Origin of the sequence: Sphingobacterium hungaricum (assembly GCF_015210005.1) — a bacterium.
GTDB classification, from domain to species: Bacteria; Bacteroidota; Bacteroidia; order Sphingobacteriales; family Sphingobacteriaceae; genus Sphingobacterium; species Sphingobacterium hungaricum.
Genome location: NZ_MU158698.1, coordinates 2,631,045 through 2,645,175 on the forward strand (window position 1 = coordinate 2,631,045; position 14,131 = coordinate 2,645,175).

Annotated in this window: 12 protein-coding genes; 11 read left to right on the forward strand and 1 reads right to left on the reverse strand. The window is 35.5% G+C overall.

Annotated features, from left to right (window positions below; translation table 11 throughout):
• Nucleotide 1: 1 nt before the first annotated feature.
• The gene (locus tag C4F49_RS14650; protein ID WP_196936592.1) at nt 2-529 is read left to right on the forward strand and encodes a hypothetical protein; all 528 of its coding nucleotides are present in this window, start codon (nt 2-4) and stop codon (nt 527-529) included.
• A 70-nt stretch (nt 530-599) separates the two neighbouring features.
• On the opposite strand, the gene C4F49_RS18175 is transcribed toward C4F49_RS14650, so the two are convergent.
• Complete coding sequence (locus C4F49_RS18175) at nt 600-854, reverse strand: integrase core domain-containing protein (protein WP_196937285.1); 255 nt, start codon at nt 852-854, stop codon at nt 600-602.
• A gap of 603 nt (nt 855-1,457) precedes the next feature.
• Here C4F49_RS18175 and C4F49_RS14660 point away from each other — a divergent pair.
• From C4F49_RS14660 to C4F49_RS18180, 10 genes are all read left to right on the forward strand, one after another.
• Nucleotides 1,458-1,919 carry a JAB domain-containing protein gene (locus C4F49_RS14660; protein ID WP_231388324.1) on the forward strand — a complete coding sequence of 154 codons (462 nt, stop codon included), beginning with the start codon at nt 1,458-1,460 and terminating at the stop codon, nt 1,917-1,919.
• A 1,033-nt stretch (nt 1,920-2,952) separates the two neighbouring features.
• On the forward strand, nt 2,953-4,428 hold the full coding sequence (locus tag C4F49_RS14665; protein ID WP_196936593.1) for a hypothetical protein: 1,476 nt from the start codon (nt 2,953-2,955) through the stop codon (nt 4,426-4,428).
• Between the two features lies 1 nt (nt 4,429).
• Entirely contained in the window at nt 4,430-4,828 is a 399-nt protein-coding gene (locus C4F49_RS14670; RefSeq protein ID WP_196936594.1) for a hypothetical protein, read from the forward strand.
• A 3-nt stretch (nt 4,829-4,831) separates the two neighbouring features.
• On the forward strand, nt 4,832-6,346 hold the full coding sequence (locus tag C4F49_RS14675; RefSeq protein WP_196936595.1) for a hypothetical protein: 1,515 nt from the start codon (nt 4,832-4,834) through the stop codon (nt 6,344-6,346).
• Nucleotides 6,347-6,355: 9 nt separating this feature from the next.
• Nucleotides 6,356-9,736 carry a hypothetical protein gene (locus tag C4F49_RS14680; RefSeq protein WP_196936596.1) on the forward strand — a complete coding sequence of 1,127 codons (3,381 nt, stop codon included), beginning with the start codon at nt 6,356-6,358 and terminating at the stop codon, nt 9,734-9,736.
• Complete coding sequence (locus C4F49_RS14685) at nt 9,726-10,493, forward strand: hypothetical protein (protein ID WP_196936597.1); 768 nt, start codon at nt 9,726-9,728, stop codon at nt 10,491-10,493. The genes C4F49_RS14680 and C4F49_RS14685 overlap by 11 nt, the downstream gene beginning before the upstream one ends.
• A gap of 2 nt (nt 10,494-10,495) precedes the next feature.
• Complete coding sequence (locus tag C4F49_RS14690; RefSeq protein WP_196936598.1) at nt 10,496-12,244, forward strand: hypothetical protein; 1,749 nt, start codon at nt 10,496-10,498, stop codon at nt 12,242-12,244.
• Nucleotides 12,241-12,930: a hypothetical protein gene (locus C4F49_RS14695; RefSeq protein ID WP_196936599.1), complete on the forward strand. Its 690-nt coding sequence runs from the start codon at nt 12,241-12,243 to the stop codon at nt 12,928-12,930. The genes C4F49_RS14690 and C4F49_RS14695 overlap by 4 nt, the downstream gene beginning before the upstream one ends.
• 44 nt (nt 12,931-12,974) lie before the next feature.
• On the forward strand, nt 12,975-13,517 hold the full coding sequence (locus tag C4F49_RS14700; protein ID WP_196936600.1) for a thermonuclease family protein: 543 nt from the start codon (nt 12,975-12,977) through the stop codon (nt 13,515-13,517).
• A gap of 10 nt (nt 13,518-13,527) precedes the next feature.
• Nucleotides 13,528-13,821: a DUF6804 family protein gene (locus C4F49_RS18180; protein WP_418895779.1), complete on the forward strand. Its 294-nt coding sequence runs from the start codon at nt 13,528-13,530 to the stop codon at nt 13,819-13,821.
• Nucleotides 13,822-14,131: the final 310 nt, after the last annotated feature.

Genomic DNA, 14,131 nt, shown 5'->3' on the forward strand with positions numbered 1-14,131 from the left:
TATGGAATTCAAAATGTTGCACCAAAAGGAAAAAAACTGGGTTGTTAATAGTCTGAGCATGAGTTTAGTAATGATTTTGCTTCTTTCTGCTTGTCAAAGTACAAAAAGATATCTTAACAGCAGGGGGTACGAAATTATTCATCATAATCAGGATAAGTCTGTCCAGCATGTTCCTTTATTGGTACATGGGAAAATTACGATAAGTGAAACGGGTAAAAAAGTTGCTTTTGCAACATTACGTTTTGAATCAAACAAAGGTAAGGTTTATAATGCCAAAGCGGATAAAAGCGGATTTTATAGCATAAAGTTTGATAAAGAATATTTCGAGGGAAATGTCGACGTAGAAGGAAATGGGAGTTCGTTTACGGTAGAGGATATATTTTTTGGTTACTCAGATGCCAGTGAATTTAATATTATGTTATATAATTATGACAAGCCTGGTAATTTTGTTGTTCTCAACAAAAATGACATCATTTCTATAAGGGAAAGAAGCGCAAAGGGAGATAGTCTGAAAATTGAATTGAAATAATATAGGCAACTTAGATCTCAGTTTATTGAAAAAATAGACCGGTGGAATTGTAACTAAAAATAAGAGACTTTTAGACTGCCAATCTTTCTTTTTCCAGCAAAATCTCTTCGATCTGCTTAGGGGTTTTATACCCCAGGGCAGAATGTGTTCTTTCGGTATTGTAAAATGCCTCAATATATCCAAAGACCTCCAATTTAACCGACTGCTGATCCATGAATTTTCTATGATAAACCGTTTCAGCCTTTGACGTCTTGAAAAAGCTCTCAGCTACTGCATTGTCCCAGCAATTCGCCTTCCTGCTTATACTTTGAAGTATCCTGTCCAGCGTCCCCCAGAACTAAAAACTAAGAGCACTCAGAAAAGTGCTCCTAGTTTTTTACCGCTGTTAGTTACTTGGTATCTCACCTTTGTCGAACTTTCATGATATAGCTGATCAAGGGGGAAAGACGTGCAGATGAGATAGTTGGAGGAACTAACGGACGAGATGTTGTGAATAGAGCTATAAACTAATCCCAACCCAAATATGCATCTCTCTACGATTAGAACAGAAAATCAGGTTCTAAGGAGTCATTGTGTGCATAAGCATGAAAATGTACTGCGAGAATATTAGGTCGTCTGCTAAACCAATAACAGTGCAAAATAGCTTTAATAAAGCGGCCTTATCTGCCTGTTTAAAACCATGGACTGCTCTTTGTTTCTCTGCTACAAGAAATGAATCAACAGCCAAGTTACTTCGCCTGTCTGATACGCCCCAGCGCGCACGCTCTAGCGCCCAATAAAAAACTGCATAAAATGGGTATCCTTTCTTGCAGAACGGAGCCTCCTGCGCTGCGCCATTTTCCTTGTTCTTTCTTTTGCTAAATCAAACTTCATGCTCGTGAGCAACTGGCGTTAATTAATTTTTTGTTTTACGCTAACTATAAATGCTATGAAAACTAATTTTATCGCTCATGAACTTCGCATCTCTTATCACAAAGATGAAAGCTTGTCCGTTTCAGATTTTAAGCGAGTCAATTGTTCTGCGCTCATGGACAATGTGTTCAGGTTGATTTGGAACAAAGATGAAATAAATGTAAGGGAAAGCTTTTATGCTATTTTCTTTAACAGCAAGCTCGATGTGGTCAGCTACAGAAAGATTGTAGATGGAGGTTTGGATGCCATATTGGTGGATATCCGCCTGCTGATGTCTACCGGACTGCTGTGCAACGCTGTAAGAATGGCTGTTGCGCACAACCATCCTTCGGGAAATTTAGCTCCGAGCCGTGCAGACAAGATGCTTACCCAAAAGATCATAGATGCCAGCGCTATTTTAGGGATCGACTTTCTGGACCACATCGTCCTTACGGAAAGCACCTATTATTCTTTTAGAGATGAAGGAGATATTTCTTAATGTAGCTAGAATCTTCATTAAGAAATATAGGGTCAAACGCAGGTTACGTGTACTATTGCGATCATGCGTTGACCTGGCTAAATAATGCTATCCGCGACGGCGATCCCTATGAAGTGTTGATTACAGACCTCAGTTTCGAGGAGGATAATAATCCTCAGAAAATTTCCCATGGCGTCGATCTTATCAAAGAAGCGCGAGCTATCCAGCCCGATTTAAAGGTGATCGTCTTTTAGGTCGAAAGCCGCCTAAGTATTATAGATGATCTATTTAAGGTGCATCGAATTAACGGATATGTGCGTAAAGCAAGGCATGATGCCGACCAACTTAAAAAAACCCTTCGAGCTATACATAACAATAAATCTTATCAACCATCCGACGTAAAGCAATCCCTTCGCGATAAGAATTCTTATGAGTTTACAACAGTAGATATTGCCATCATCTCACTATTATATCAGGGCGAGCTCCAAAAGAATATTCCTGAATGTTTGAAGCGGCGAAACATCAAACCCGCTAGTCTAAGCAGTGTAGAAAAGCGCCTTAACTTGATGAGGGAGGCACTTGGATTTACAAAGAATGAGCAGCTCGCCGTGTATTGCAAAGAAAAAGGACTAATCTAATAGAGACTAAGATTCGACGACAATCATTTGTCTTATATATGCTGGCAATAATGAAGTTAAATTTTACTCATCGATAGCCGAGTGAACAGCAAGTATATTGCCTGAACTATCTGATAATCCGAAAGTAAGCATCCCCTTCAAATCATAACCTCACATCTAGGGGGATTACTTCGATGATCTCCTTTTTATTAGATTTTTCCGAATTTCGATTTCCTTCTTTAATTCTTTCGCTTTACGGGAATCCGTAAAAATTAGTATACAACAGCCCCTACTTTTGTCTTGTTAATTAACCGAAACAATTAAAAATTGAAAGACATGGCGTGGGAAATTATAATAATGGTGAAAACGGATCGCAGTTACAGCGATCAAAGTAAAGCTTGTTTCTATCAATTTTTCATTAACTAACTTATCCAAAGATGAATATAAAATACGGTGCCATTCTAATTATTATAATCACTGTAAGTTGTTTTTACTTGACATGCGACAGTTCAAAAAATCCATTAAATGAAAAGATCAAAAAGTTGACGAGAGACAAGATTTTCGATTGTGATGATTTTGACCAGATAACTAGTTACGTAGATTCCAATAAGACCGACAGAAAGTTGAAACGCTTTTTTCGAAATGATACTTTAGATCTATCCACATTAATTTCTGTAATTAAGGAAGATCTTAATGAAGTATCTGTTAACATTGAGAAATGCGTGGAGAGGGGGGTACTATCTGCTCAGATAGAGAGTATAAATGTTTTTCTGGAAAATTCAGGCAGCATGGATGGATATGTTCGTGGTATTACTGATTATGAATCCGCGCTTTCGGACATTTTAGTAGAAGCAAATCACCATTTTGGTAAAGATAGAGTGTTTGTCAATTTCATCAATGAAAAAATTTATCCAGCGCAGCTTAATAATATTAATGATTTCTTCAAATCGCTAGAACCACAGAAAGCACCCTTTAATGTTGGAAATAGATCGGTGTCTGAATTAAATGAATTATTCAGGCTTATACTCAGTTCTACTGGAACAAATGATATTTCCATCTTCGTATCAGATTGTATTTACTCTTTAGATAAATCAAATTCAACCTTAAACGCGTTAATGTTCCAACAGAATTTAACGAAATCCGTTTTTTTAGAAAAATCAACTGAATTCCCATTTTCGACTTACATATTGCAATTATACTCACCCTTTAATGGTATTTATTATGATCATCTTAATGGGAGAAATCCTTTGAAAAACACGAATAGACCGTATTACATTTGGATTTTAGGACAAGAGTCGCTACTTAAGCAATTTTTAGCGAAAAAAGATCCAACGGAATATAACGGTTTTGCAAATAGCTATTACCTGAATATAGCAAAGGAGGCTAATATGCCTTTTGAAGTATTGAGCTCGACTAGTAAGATAGGGAAAAACCGTTTAAATAAATCAGATAATACCATTCTAGAAAAGGTAGTAATGAAAAATGGTGTGTTTCAATTTGCAATTGCCGTAGATCTATCAGATTATCCTGATAAGACCTCGATCCTCAACAAAATGGCTTATAAAATTAGCCCTGGTTTTGAGATTGTAGAAATAAAACTAGTTCCAGAAAATAATCAACCTCAAATTGTCAATCCAAATGAATGGAATAAGATATCGACCAGCGGATATTCGCATCTACTTATAGTAAAGAATACAGAGAAGAATTTTTCTTCCAAATTCAATTTAAGTTTTGTGAACAATCTACCTGATTGGGTTAATCAATCTCATACTGATGATGATACAGATATTTTGAATACCCTCGATAAGACGTTCGGTCTTAAATATTTGATAACTGGTGTAAAATCTGCTTACGAAACCTTAAATAAAGGACACGATAATACATTTTCTATTAACCTTACTTTAAATAAATAACATGAATGATCTTTTCGCAAGTTTGTATGAAAATGGACCTGTTGGTTTTTACGATAGTAACTTTTCTCAAGAGATTTTTAGTCAATACCTATATCAGAAATATGGATTGATCTTGTTTTTCTCAATCTTTATATTCTTAGGGTTATATTATAAGCTTATGGACAAACCGAGGTTTGCAAAAATCCACTATTGGTTTTTGGTCATTATTATCGTAGTGGTGTTTAATTTTTCCTTTTTATATATTGATGCTAAAACGCTTTTCGAATCGCAGGGATTTGACTTTGATGGCGAATATACTTCTCTCGCAATAGTAAATAGTATTTATGCTTTATTACTGTTTGTTTTATTGTCATTTGGATTTAAGTTTATTAGTGTAAACAACTCAAAAATTCCATTCTAATCTATGCCGAAATTATATGTATTTGCTATCGGTGGGACAGGTTCCCGCGTGGTAAAATCCTTAACTATGCTTTTAGCATCGGGAATAAAAACAAATTACGAGATCGTTCCGATAATATTAGATCCAGATGCAGCTGCAGCAGACGTGGAGAAAACAACACGAATTCTAAATAATTACAAAGCTGTGCACAAATATGTAAATGTGAGTAGTGCAGACTCATTGTTTAAGAACAAAGTTGAGTCTTTGGGTGATGTAGTAAATCCAAAAACAAACGAACATATCTCCAACGAATTTAGGTTAAACATCAATAATCTTAATGGAGGTTCTTTCAGAAGTTTTATCGACTTCAATTTATTAGAGAAGAAAGGAAACAATCAGGCGATGATTGAATTGTTGTTTTCCGATCAGAATTTAGATTTAGATTTGGAAGTTGGTTTTCAGGGAAATCCAAACATTGGTTCTGTTGTTTTGAACAAATTTGTAGACTCATCGGAGTTTGCACAGTTTGCCCAAAACTTTACGGATCAGGATCGTGTTTTTATAATCTCATCCATTTTTGGAGGCACGGGAGCCGCAGGCTTTCCGCTCATTTTGAAAAATATTAGAGAAGGTCATGTACAAGGGCATAATTTTGAACATCTGAAGAACGCTGTCGTAGGAGCTGTTACGGTATTACCTTATTTTAAACTGGATGGTGATGCGGATGAAGCAATTCAGAGTGCCACCTTCATTTCTAAAACTAAAGCTGCACTTAGTTATTACCATACCAATATTACTAAAGTTGATTCAATCAATTCATTATACTACATCGGTGATACTGCAAGTAATAACTATAAAAATATTGTGGGCGGGAGTGAACAAAAAAATGATGCACATTTTGTTGAACTAGCTTCTGCCATAGCTGTCTTGGACTTTGCAAGTGATGACAGCTTGAGTTCATATGGCGGGCGGGCAGTTGGCGCAAAATATAAAGAATTCGGAATTGATAGTATCGATAGCAGTAATCCAGTTATTACTTTTCCCAATTTAGCACTTTCTACACAAAATTTGATAAAAGAAAGCCTTTCGCAGTTATTTTTTACCTGCTTATATTTGGATAATGAACTGTCCAACCAAATGAAAGCTCCATTTGCGGCTAATCAGCCCGTGTTTGATACCAACTTTTTGTCCTCTCATTTTTATCAATCTCTGAACGGTTTTCTAAAAGAATTCAAGATTTGGCTAGGCGAATTAAAGCGTAACAAAGTAAGTTTTGCCCCCTACGATTTTCATGTTGAATCGGATTCCATTGGCAATGTTACTGGATTTACAACAAACAGACGAGACATTTTTACGCTATTAAACGGTGTGGCTACGAAAAGTACTGGTCTTAATTTTTTTAAGAACAGAAGTTATGACGTGATTACTGCTCAGTTAAGCACACTTTCTAAAAACAGAACATTTATCAGTGCGGAATCAAAATTGTTGGAGCTGTTTACAGAAGCAACCAAACAAAGTATTAACAAAGAATTATTTTAAACCTAGATTATGGCCAAAGTATTTCGATTATTTGAAGGTGCGGGCGTGACCCATTGGGAAACCCGTGCTGGTGATTATAACAATAATGTCGTCAAAGATATCCAAGGAGCAGACGGAGACAAAAGTAAAAATTTACCTACCTCGATCCCTTCTCCATTTGCTAGATTAGACCTATTCAGTTCCGCCTTCGACTATTTTGAGAATCCAGCAGTTCAGTTAGATGGAGACACCAATAACCATCGCATTGTTAGTGAGTGTCTAGATTTACTCGAATTGTTATATAACTACGACAATTTAGCCGATAGAATCCGCATAGTTTCTTGGGATAGAAGAGTTGATTTACCATTGCTACAACAATCGAGTTTCGATGGTCATCAGTTGTTGGTTAAGACCTTGTCATTGTTTTTAAATCAAGATAGAAAAGCATTTAATTTTGATTCTATTAATCGTTTTTACATTATCTATTTTGATGGTTTCATTTTAGGAGGTACATCACCCAAAACGTTGGTGTTTACTACTGCAAATTCAAAGAAGTTTGCTCAAGTCACAGTAGAGAATGATACTTTGTTTTCGGAGATGATAAAACCTTTATATAAGAGGAATAGAGGATTTGTTAAGTACCTAATTTCCTTATTTAAGGAATACGATGTATTGAAAGAGAAAATGACCGAGCTTGATGCGTACATCAGAAGAAATTTTGTACAAATACGTGCGAGCGATCAGGCATTCTATCGAGAATTGGATGAAGTCGATGTACGTACGATTAATGAATATGCTGAAATTGAATACAATAACACGTTGACACTAGAGTTGTTCGGTGTACCACTTCGCAAAATAAAGAAGCAAAGCCTTTTGGACAAAGTTCAGGAAGAATCTGAATTCCTAATACATACAGACAAAAAATTCGACGCATATATACCGATGATTCTTACTGCCAACGGTAATTTAGGTCACCTAAACTACTTAAATTCAAATACAAAGTGGGATATTAATCAGAAAGTATATGCCTCGGATTTACCATTAAATCAACGAATCCTGCCTGGTAAAAATATTCAATATCCCTATCTTACAGTGGATGATTTTTTAACTACAGAACTCTATGAAACTCCTTACCCAATCAATACGGAGTTTTTCTTCAATGGAAATCTAGATAATCAGACTGATAGTAAAGTTGGTTATCTCTTACCATTAAAAACGTTGTTTTTTGAATGTTTTGCTGAATCGAACCTCTGGAATAAAAAGTTCCAAGGAAAATCTATGATAGAAATCATCAAGAGAAACAGCTTTGTAAACGTTGTTTTAAGAATACCGATTAATGAAGGAAAAGACTTTATCGAGTTGACGAAAAAATATGAGAAGTCAGACATCAATTCCAACAATGGAAAATTAGTGTCGTTTAAGAAATATCTGCGATTATTTCCTTTTCAGAAATCAATAATCCAACCAAATTACTATCTTAATTTATTGGATGCTGAAGAAAATGATGCTAACCAAGAATTGCAATTAAAATTTGATGGAAAAAATCCTATATATCAATCCTCAAAATCAAGATACAGCAAAGCTAATTCTTTTTACAACACTTATTTTTATCGCATAAAAGATAATTTTAAAGTTATTGAAATCAAACAGAAGGATGCTTCGGTCTCTAACTATATAATTCCACGGTGGCAAGATGAGAAAGGGATAGACAGTCAATTTACATTTTCTATAGACTTTGGGACTTCTAATACACATATTGAATATGCAGTGAATGGTGGCAATACCAAACCTTTGAGTTTTGCAATTGGTAAGAATGGCATAGCACAATCATTTGATAGCGATGTTCTAGAAGGTGAAGAACGCTTAGTGTTTGAAATGGAGTTTCTTCCAGATGAAATCGGAGGGGATAGTGAATATACGTTTCCTGTTCGTACCGTTCTGTTTGATTATCGCAATTATGAAGTGACAAGTTATCAACCTATTTTAGATTACAATGTCGGTTTTACCTATGAAAAGAAAAAACTGTTGCCTACAAATAGATCTGCAGCAGTAACGAACTTGAAATGGATCAATAATGCTGTAAATAAAGCCGAACATGAGGCTCAAGTATGTTCTTTTTTAGAACAGCTTATCATAATGTGCAAAACGAAAGTACTTGTCGAAGGAGGAGATTTATCAGCCACGAAATTTGTTTGGACGTACCCTTTAACCTATGGAACTCGTCAGATTTCGAACGTTTCTGACAATCTGAAAAAGATTATAAAGGATCACTTTGGTGAAAATGCATCTGTAGATGATATTTGTGAGTCTATAGCTCCGTTTTACGCCATATCCAAAGAGGGAAAACTACTTGGCACATCTAATCATATTCTTTCGCTAGATATCGGTGGTGGCACGATAGACAGTGTGGTATACCAAAATAAGCGCGTCAAAAGTATATCTTCCATGCTCTTTGGTGCCAATTTTTTATACGCAAATGGTTATGAAACCTCAATCGAAGGAAATGGCTTCTACCAAATCGGAGAGAACTTTCTCAATGAACTTCCTGAAGATTTATCTGGGACAATTCAAGGAATTAAAAAGAGTATCAAAGAGACAAATAAAATAGAAGACCTCATATCGTTTTACTTCTCTTTGGAGAAGCATAGAGAGTTTAGAGGGAAGACCAATGTGAGTTTTTCGAAAGCTTTAGCCGATAACGAAAATATTCGAACTGTACTACTGTTTTATTATGCTTCCATTATTTACTACAATATTCGAGCAATGAAAGCCAATGGTTCTGAGATGCCTACTAAGATAATATTTTCGGGTAATGGTTCGCGATTCTTATCGATACTGGACAAAGCTGAGAGTAAGATAATCCTAACCGAATATACGAATGCGTTAATTAACTCTATCTATAATGTCGTAGATGGCAATAAATCCAAAATTCAAATCATTACTTATCCTAACCCAAAAGAGTTAACCTCCAGAGGTGCTATTAGCATCATTGCAGAAAATGATGAATTATTGGATGAGCTTTCTGTTACAAATATTAAAAAGAGTTTCGTTACTTATTTGGGAGATGTAAATGACACATTGATTTCTGAAAGCAATCCATTGCAATACCAAGATTTGGATTCAAAATACAATGTGCCTGTTTATGATGAGTATGCGAAGTTTATTCGCTTATTTATTGATCAGAAAGGTGTTAGCCTCCGAGACCTGTTCGATATAACAGTAGATATGAAGAAAAGTTTCGAAGATATTCTATTGAATAAGCAAAGAGCTATAGAGTATTTGGAGACTGGAATTGCTTTACGGCATAAACAAGTAACTATGGTCGAGGATATCTCTGATCCATTTTTCTTCTATATAGTTCGCGGTATGTTAGGTGATATGTTAAGAAAATTGATGCCCAATGAAAATTAAAATGATTGCTATTATGGTGTGGATGTTAAATGCTATAAACGTGCTCGGAGAAACTATTCCTCTTTCTGCATCCGACGATAAGGGTATTCCAATGTTGAACCTTTTATCCTACGGTATAAATCTAGTCTGCTTGATCGTTATTTTTATCCTTTTACTTAATATTAAAAGGATAAAAAAAGCTGAAAATCTTAACAAGATAACCAATGATTTCAAAAATCAGTCGACCCAAGAAAGACATCGAAGTGAAGAGTTGTACAAAAAACAGATGGAATACAGGAGGCGTTATGAAGAGTGTGAGTTTGAAAACGATCTGAAAAATATCAAGATAGGTGAACTTGAAAGTGAAATTGAGGAAATCAAAAAAGCGTATTCAGCAAATATAAATCAAACCGAAGATGTCGAAGAATCAATCGTAAAGGTATCATCAACTTTAAGTCAAGTCGAAACAATGGCTAAATGTGAGGAACATGCCGGCATATTTTACTTAAAACCTGCTGATCACAAAGACCGTAAAACGCTTTATAAGGTGATCGAGAAGGATGGTGAAAGTATGTTTACGATCGATTCGACCAATAGCGATGCAATAACTAATGCGCTTAGTTTTTATGACGTTTATATCGATGGATACTGTGAAAGTGTAAATAGCTACGAGGATACTTGTAGAACCATTGAAGTTGTTAATGATAGTTATGGTAAGTTGCTTAAAGAGAGCGAGCGGTTTAAAGTAACTGAAAAATTAAAAATTAGATTCAAGTAGATATGAGTACAGATGTTTTTATTTCGATTGAGGTCTTATTAATTACCGCAATCATTTTTTATCAATTCAAGATCGGTGTTCATTTATTCGGTCGAATCAAGACTTACGGAGCGTATGTACCCATCAAGTACTATTTCAAGACTGAGAAGGTAGATGTTGATAAGAATCTTGTAGAAACAGGAGATATAGATGAAGTATTAGCACGTATGAAGATGAGTTTAGATCCTACGCTTGAATCTTACGATTCTGAGGTTTTAAAACATGGTAGTGATCACAGTGTACCTATTACCTTGATAAATCCCAAATCCATATCAGGTACTTACTTTGATGATATTCTTGAATCGTTAAATATTTATTTGCTAAAGAATAATGGAGGGATAGCAGATTTCAGTATTGTAAAGGATCTAGTTGAAAGGAACGTTGCAGTCGAAGAGGAAGATATCAAAGACTCAATCAATAAACCATTATACTTAGGGTTGATGGCCACTATATTAGGGATTATTTTCGGTCTTTTTACAATGTTACTCAAGGTTAAATCGCCGATTATTTCAAATGATGATCTAGGGACGAATCAATTAGAATTAGATGATTTTCTTACTTCTGTCTGTATTGCGATGTTAGCAAGTTTAATTGGACTATCAATAACCACATTGACAGGCTTAAAGTTTTTTAAAGACGCGAAACGCAAAGTAGAACAACGGAAAAACGGTTTCTATAACTTTGTCCACACCGAACTTCTTCCCGTTGTTAGTCAGGATTTTGGTTCATCTATATCAAAACTCTCACAAAGTATGCATGATTTCAATATAGATTTTAAGACAAATGTGTCCTCACTGTCTGGCTTATTTATGAAAAATTACGATACGCTTAAGGTTCAAGACGATATTCTGGATAAACTACAACGATTAAATGCACAAGATTTCGCAAAGACAAATGCGAATGTGTTAAGTCGATTGGAAAAAGCTACTGGAGAATTTGATAAATTTAATTTTTTTGTGGAAACTTTAAATTCAGGCCTTTCAGAAACAAGTGCATTAAGCAGTAGCTTGTCATCCCTAATGAATCGTGTTAATAATTTTGAGGGTATTGCCAGTAAACTTGATTTAAGAGTCGAAGAGTCCAACCGTATAATTTCTTTTATTGAAAGCCAATTTAGTGATCTTGAAAAAATGAGAAGTAAATACACAACAATGATACAGCGTGTTGATGACAATCTTGACGATACACTCAATAAATTCTCCTCACATATTATTTTAAAAAGAGAAGGACTCGTAACGCTTATCAACGAGCAACATGATCTATTAGAAAAGGCCTATGTCGAGAATAAGACTAAATTCGATAAACTTGACTTGTTGGAAAAATTAGATAAATTGGATCTGCTTTTTGAGATGAATAATCACATCAAGGAAGAAAAAGAAAAAATTGGAAGTTCGTCCGATAAGTTTTGTGAAGTAGCTACAGAAGTGAGTAAAGCATTAAGCTCCTTTGTAACAAAAGCCGATCTATTGTTTGATAAGGAGAATAAAGGAGCTAACAATCTTAACCATACCATTCCGACACATCAATTTACTCCAATTTCAAATATCAGCAATGAGCGTGTTTTTGTTCCTAAGCAACCCGCTGATCTAACAACGGCAAGCTCTCCGGCTGGCAACGATACGACAGTAGATGATTTTCCACAGCAAAACTCTGAAGAGTCTACAGTGAAGAGAGGCTTTACGAATAGATTAAAACGAATTTTCAAACGATGAGTAAGAGAAGCGAAAGCAATGTGTTCTGGGTCAGTTTTTCCGACCTAATGACGAGCCTTTTTTTTATCGTGTTGGTATTGTTTGTAGTGACCTTTGTTAATAATCGAAATACAATCGTGGCGCAAGCTAAGCAACTTAAGGTTTATAAAGAGGTGGAGGAATCGTTGAAACCACTTAAACAAGATAGCTCGTTGTTCAGTTATGACGAAAGGTATAAACGGTTTTTGCTGTCTTTCGACGTGAAGTTTGAGATAGGTAAAGCGGAAATAAATGCACAGGATCTAAATAATTATGATATTACTCGGACTAAAATTTTAGACGCTGGTAAAAAGCTCAAATCTGTCTTGGATACCGTTGTAAACGACGCTTTGCAGCAAAACGTTGAGGGTGGGAACAACGTTACGTACCTAGTAGTAATATCTGGTTATGCCTCGAAGTTAGACAATGCTGATGATTCACCTATGGGTTTATTTTCTGAGTACCAGCTGAGCTATGCAAGAGCGTATTCGTTGTGGCGATTCTGGATAAAAAATGGGATCGACTTTGAGAATAAAAAATATAAAGGACTGATTGATCTACAGCTGGCTGGCAATGGCTGGGGTGGTGTCGGTCGCGCTGTGCAAGAGGATAAAAACCAACGGTTTGTCGTTCAGGTGGTTCCTAAGATATCCAACACAGAAGACTAGGAGGGGATATGAACCTATATCATTATCGGTAACTTAAAAAATGTATGAAATTAATATTATTCTCAAGCATTCTTATCGTGAGTTTGCTATTGACCGATTGCCAGTCTAAAAGCGCAAGATACGCTGAGGGCTCAAAAGAGATTGGACAAGGCAAGAGGAGTAGAATTGCGAACGACTATTACACAGTTTTCAAGGTAATCGACGGAGATACATTTTGGGTAGAAAGTCATGATAACAAGCAAATCAAAATTCGATTGATAGGAATCGATGCACCAGAGACACGAAATGCTTTTAAGTACAAAAAGCATCCTTTTGGTGCGATATCAAAGACATACTTAAGTGATATGATTCTTGAAAAAGAGATTAGACTTATCTTTGATGTCGATTCGCTAGACAGATTTGGCCGAACATTAGCTTACGCATATCTGAAAAGTGGTGATTTCGTTAATGAAAATCTAGTTCGCAATGGTTATGCTACCTTAATGACCATACAACCAAATGTAAAATTTGAAAACCATTTTTATAATGCGCAGGTGCATGCAAGAGAGAATAATTTAGGAATATGGCAAAACAGTATATCTGAATAGCGCTATGGTAATGAATCTAAAAAACATTCAAATAGGACTGATTATAGTGCTTATGCTTTGTCTATTGCCAATGCCCTACGGTTATTATACCATCGTCAGGATATGTACGGTAGTATATTTCGGTTACCTCACATTCAATGTAGATACAAAGAGTAATAAGAATCGTAAAGTATTGTTTTTTTATATAGCAATAATTATACTTTTTCAGCCATTCATCAAGTTGCCCGTTGGACGACTAATTTGGAATATAATCGATGTTGTTGTAGCCATTTGGATATTACTTCATCTAGGTAAAAAAAGATAGGCGGTAGCCAAACCTTTATTCCGTATCCTTTGCTCGCTGGTCTTCTAAACTTCGATTTAGGTTTTTTGTCAATACGGTTTCCCGTAAGAAAGCTCAGTTATACCTAGTTATCTTTAAGACATGATAAGGGCCATTGCCATACTTGTGTTCACGATATTGTATACTGATTGTAGTAGCATCAAAGCAACAGAAGTTGAAACCGATAAAAATATTGTATACATCTGTGCTAGTAAAAATGGTAAGCGGTATCATTTTACAAAAAACTGTCGGGGACTAAGTAATTGTCGAGCTAAAATAGTAAAGACCACGA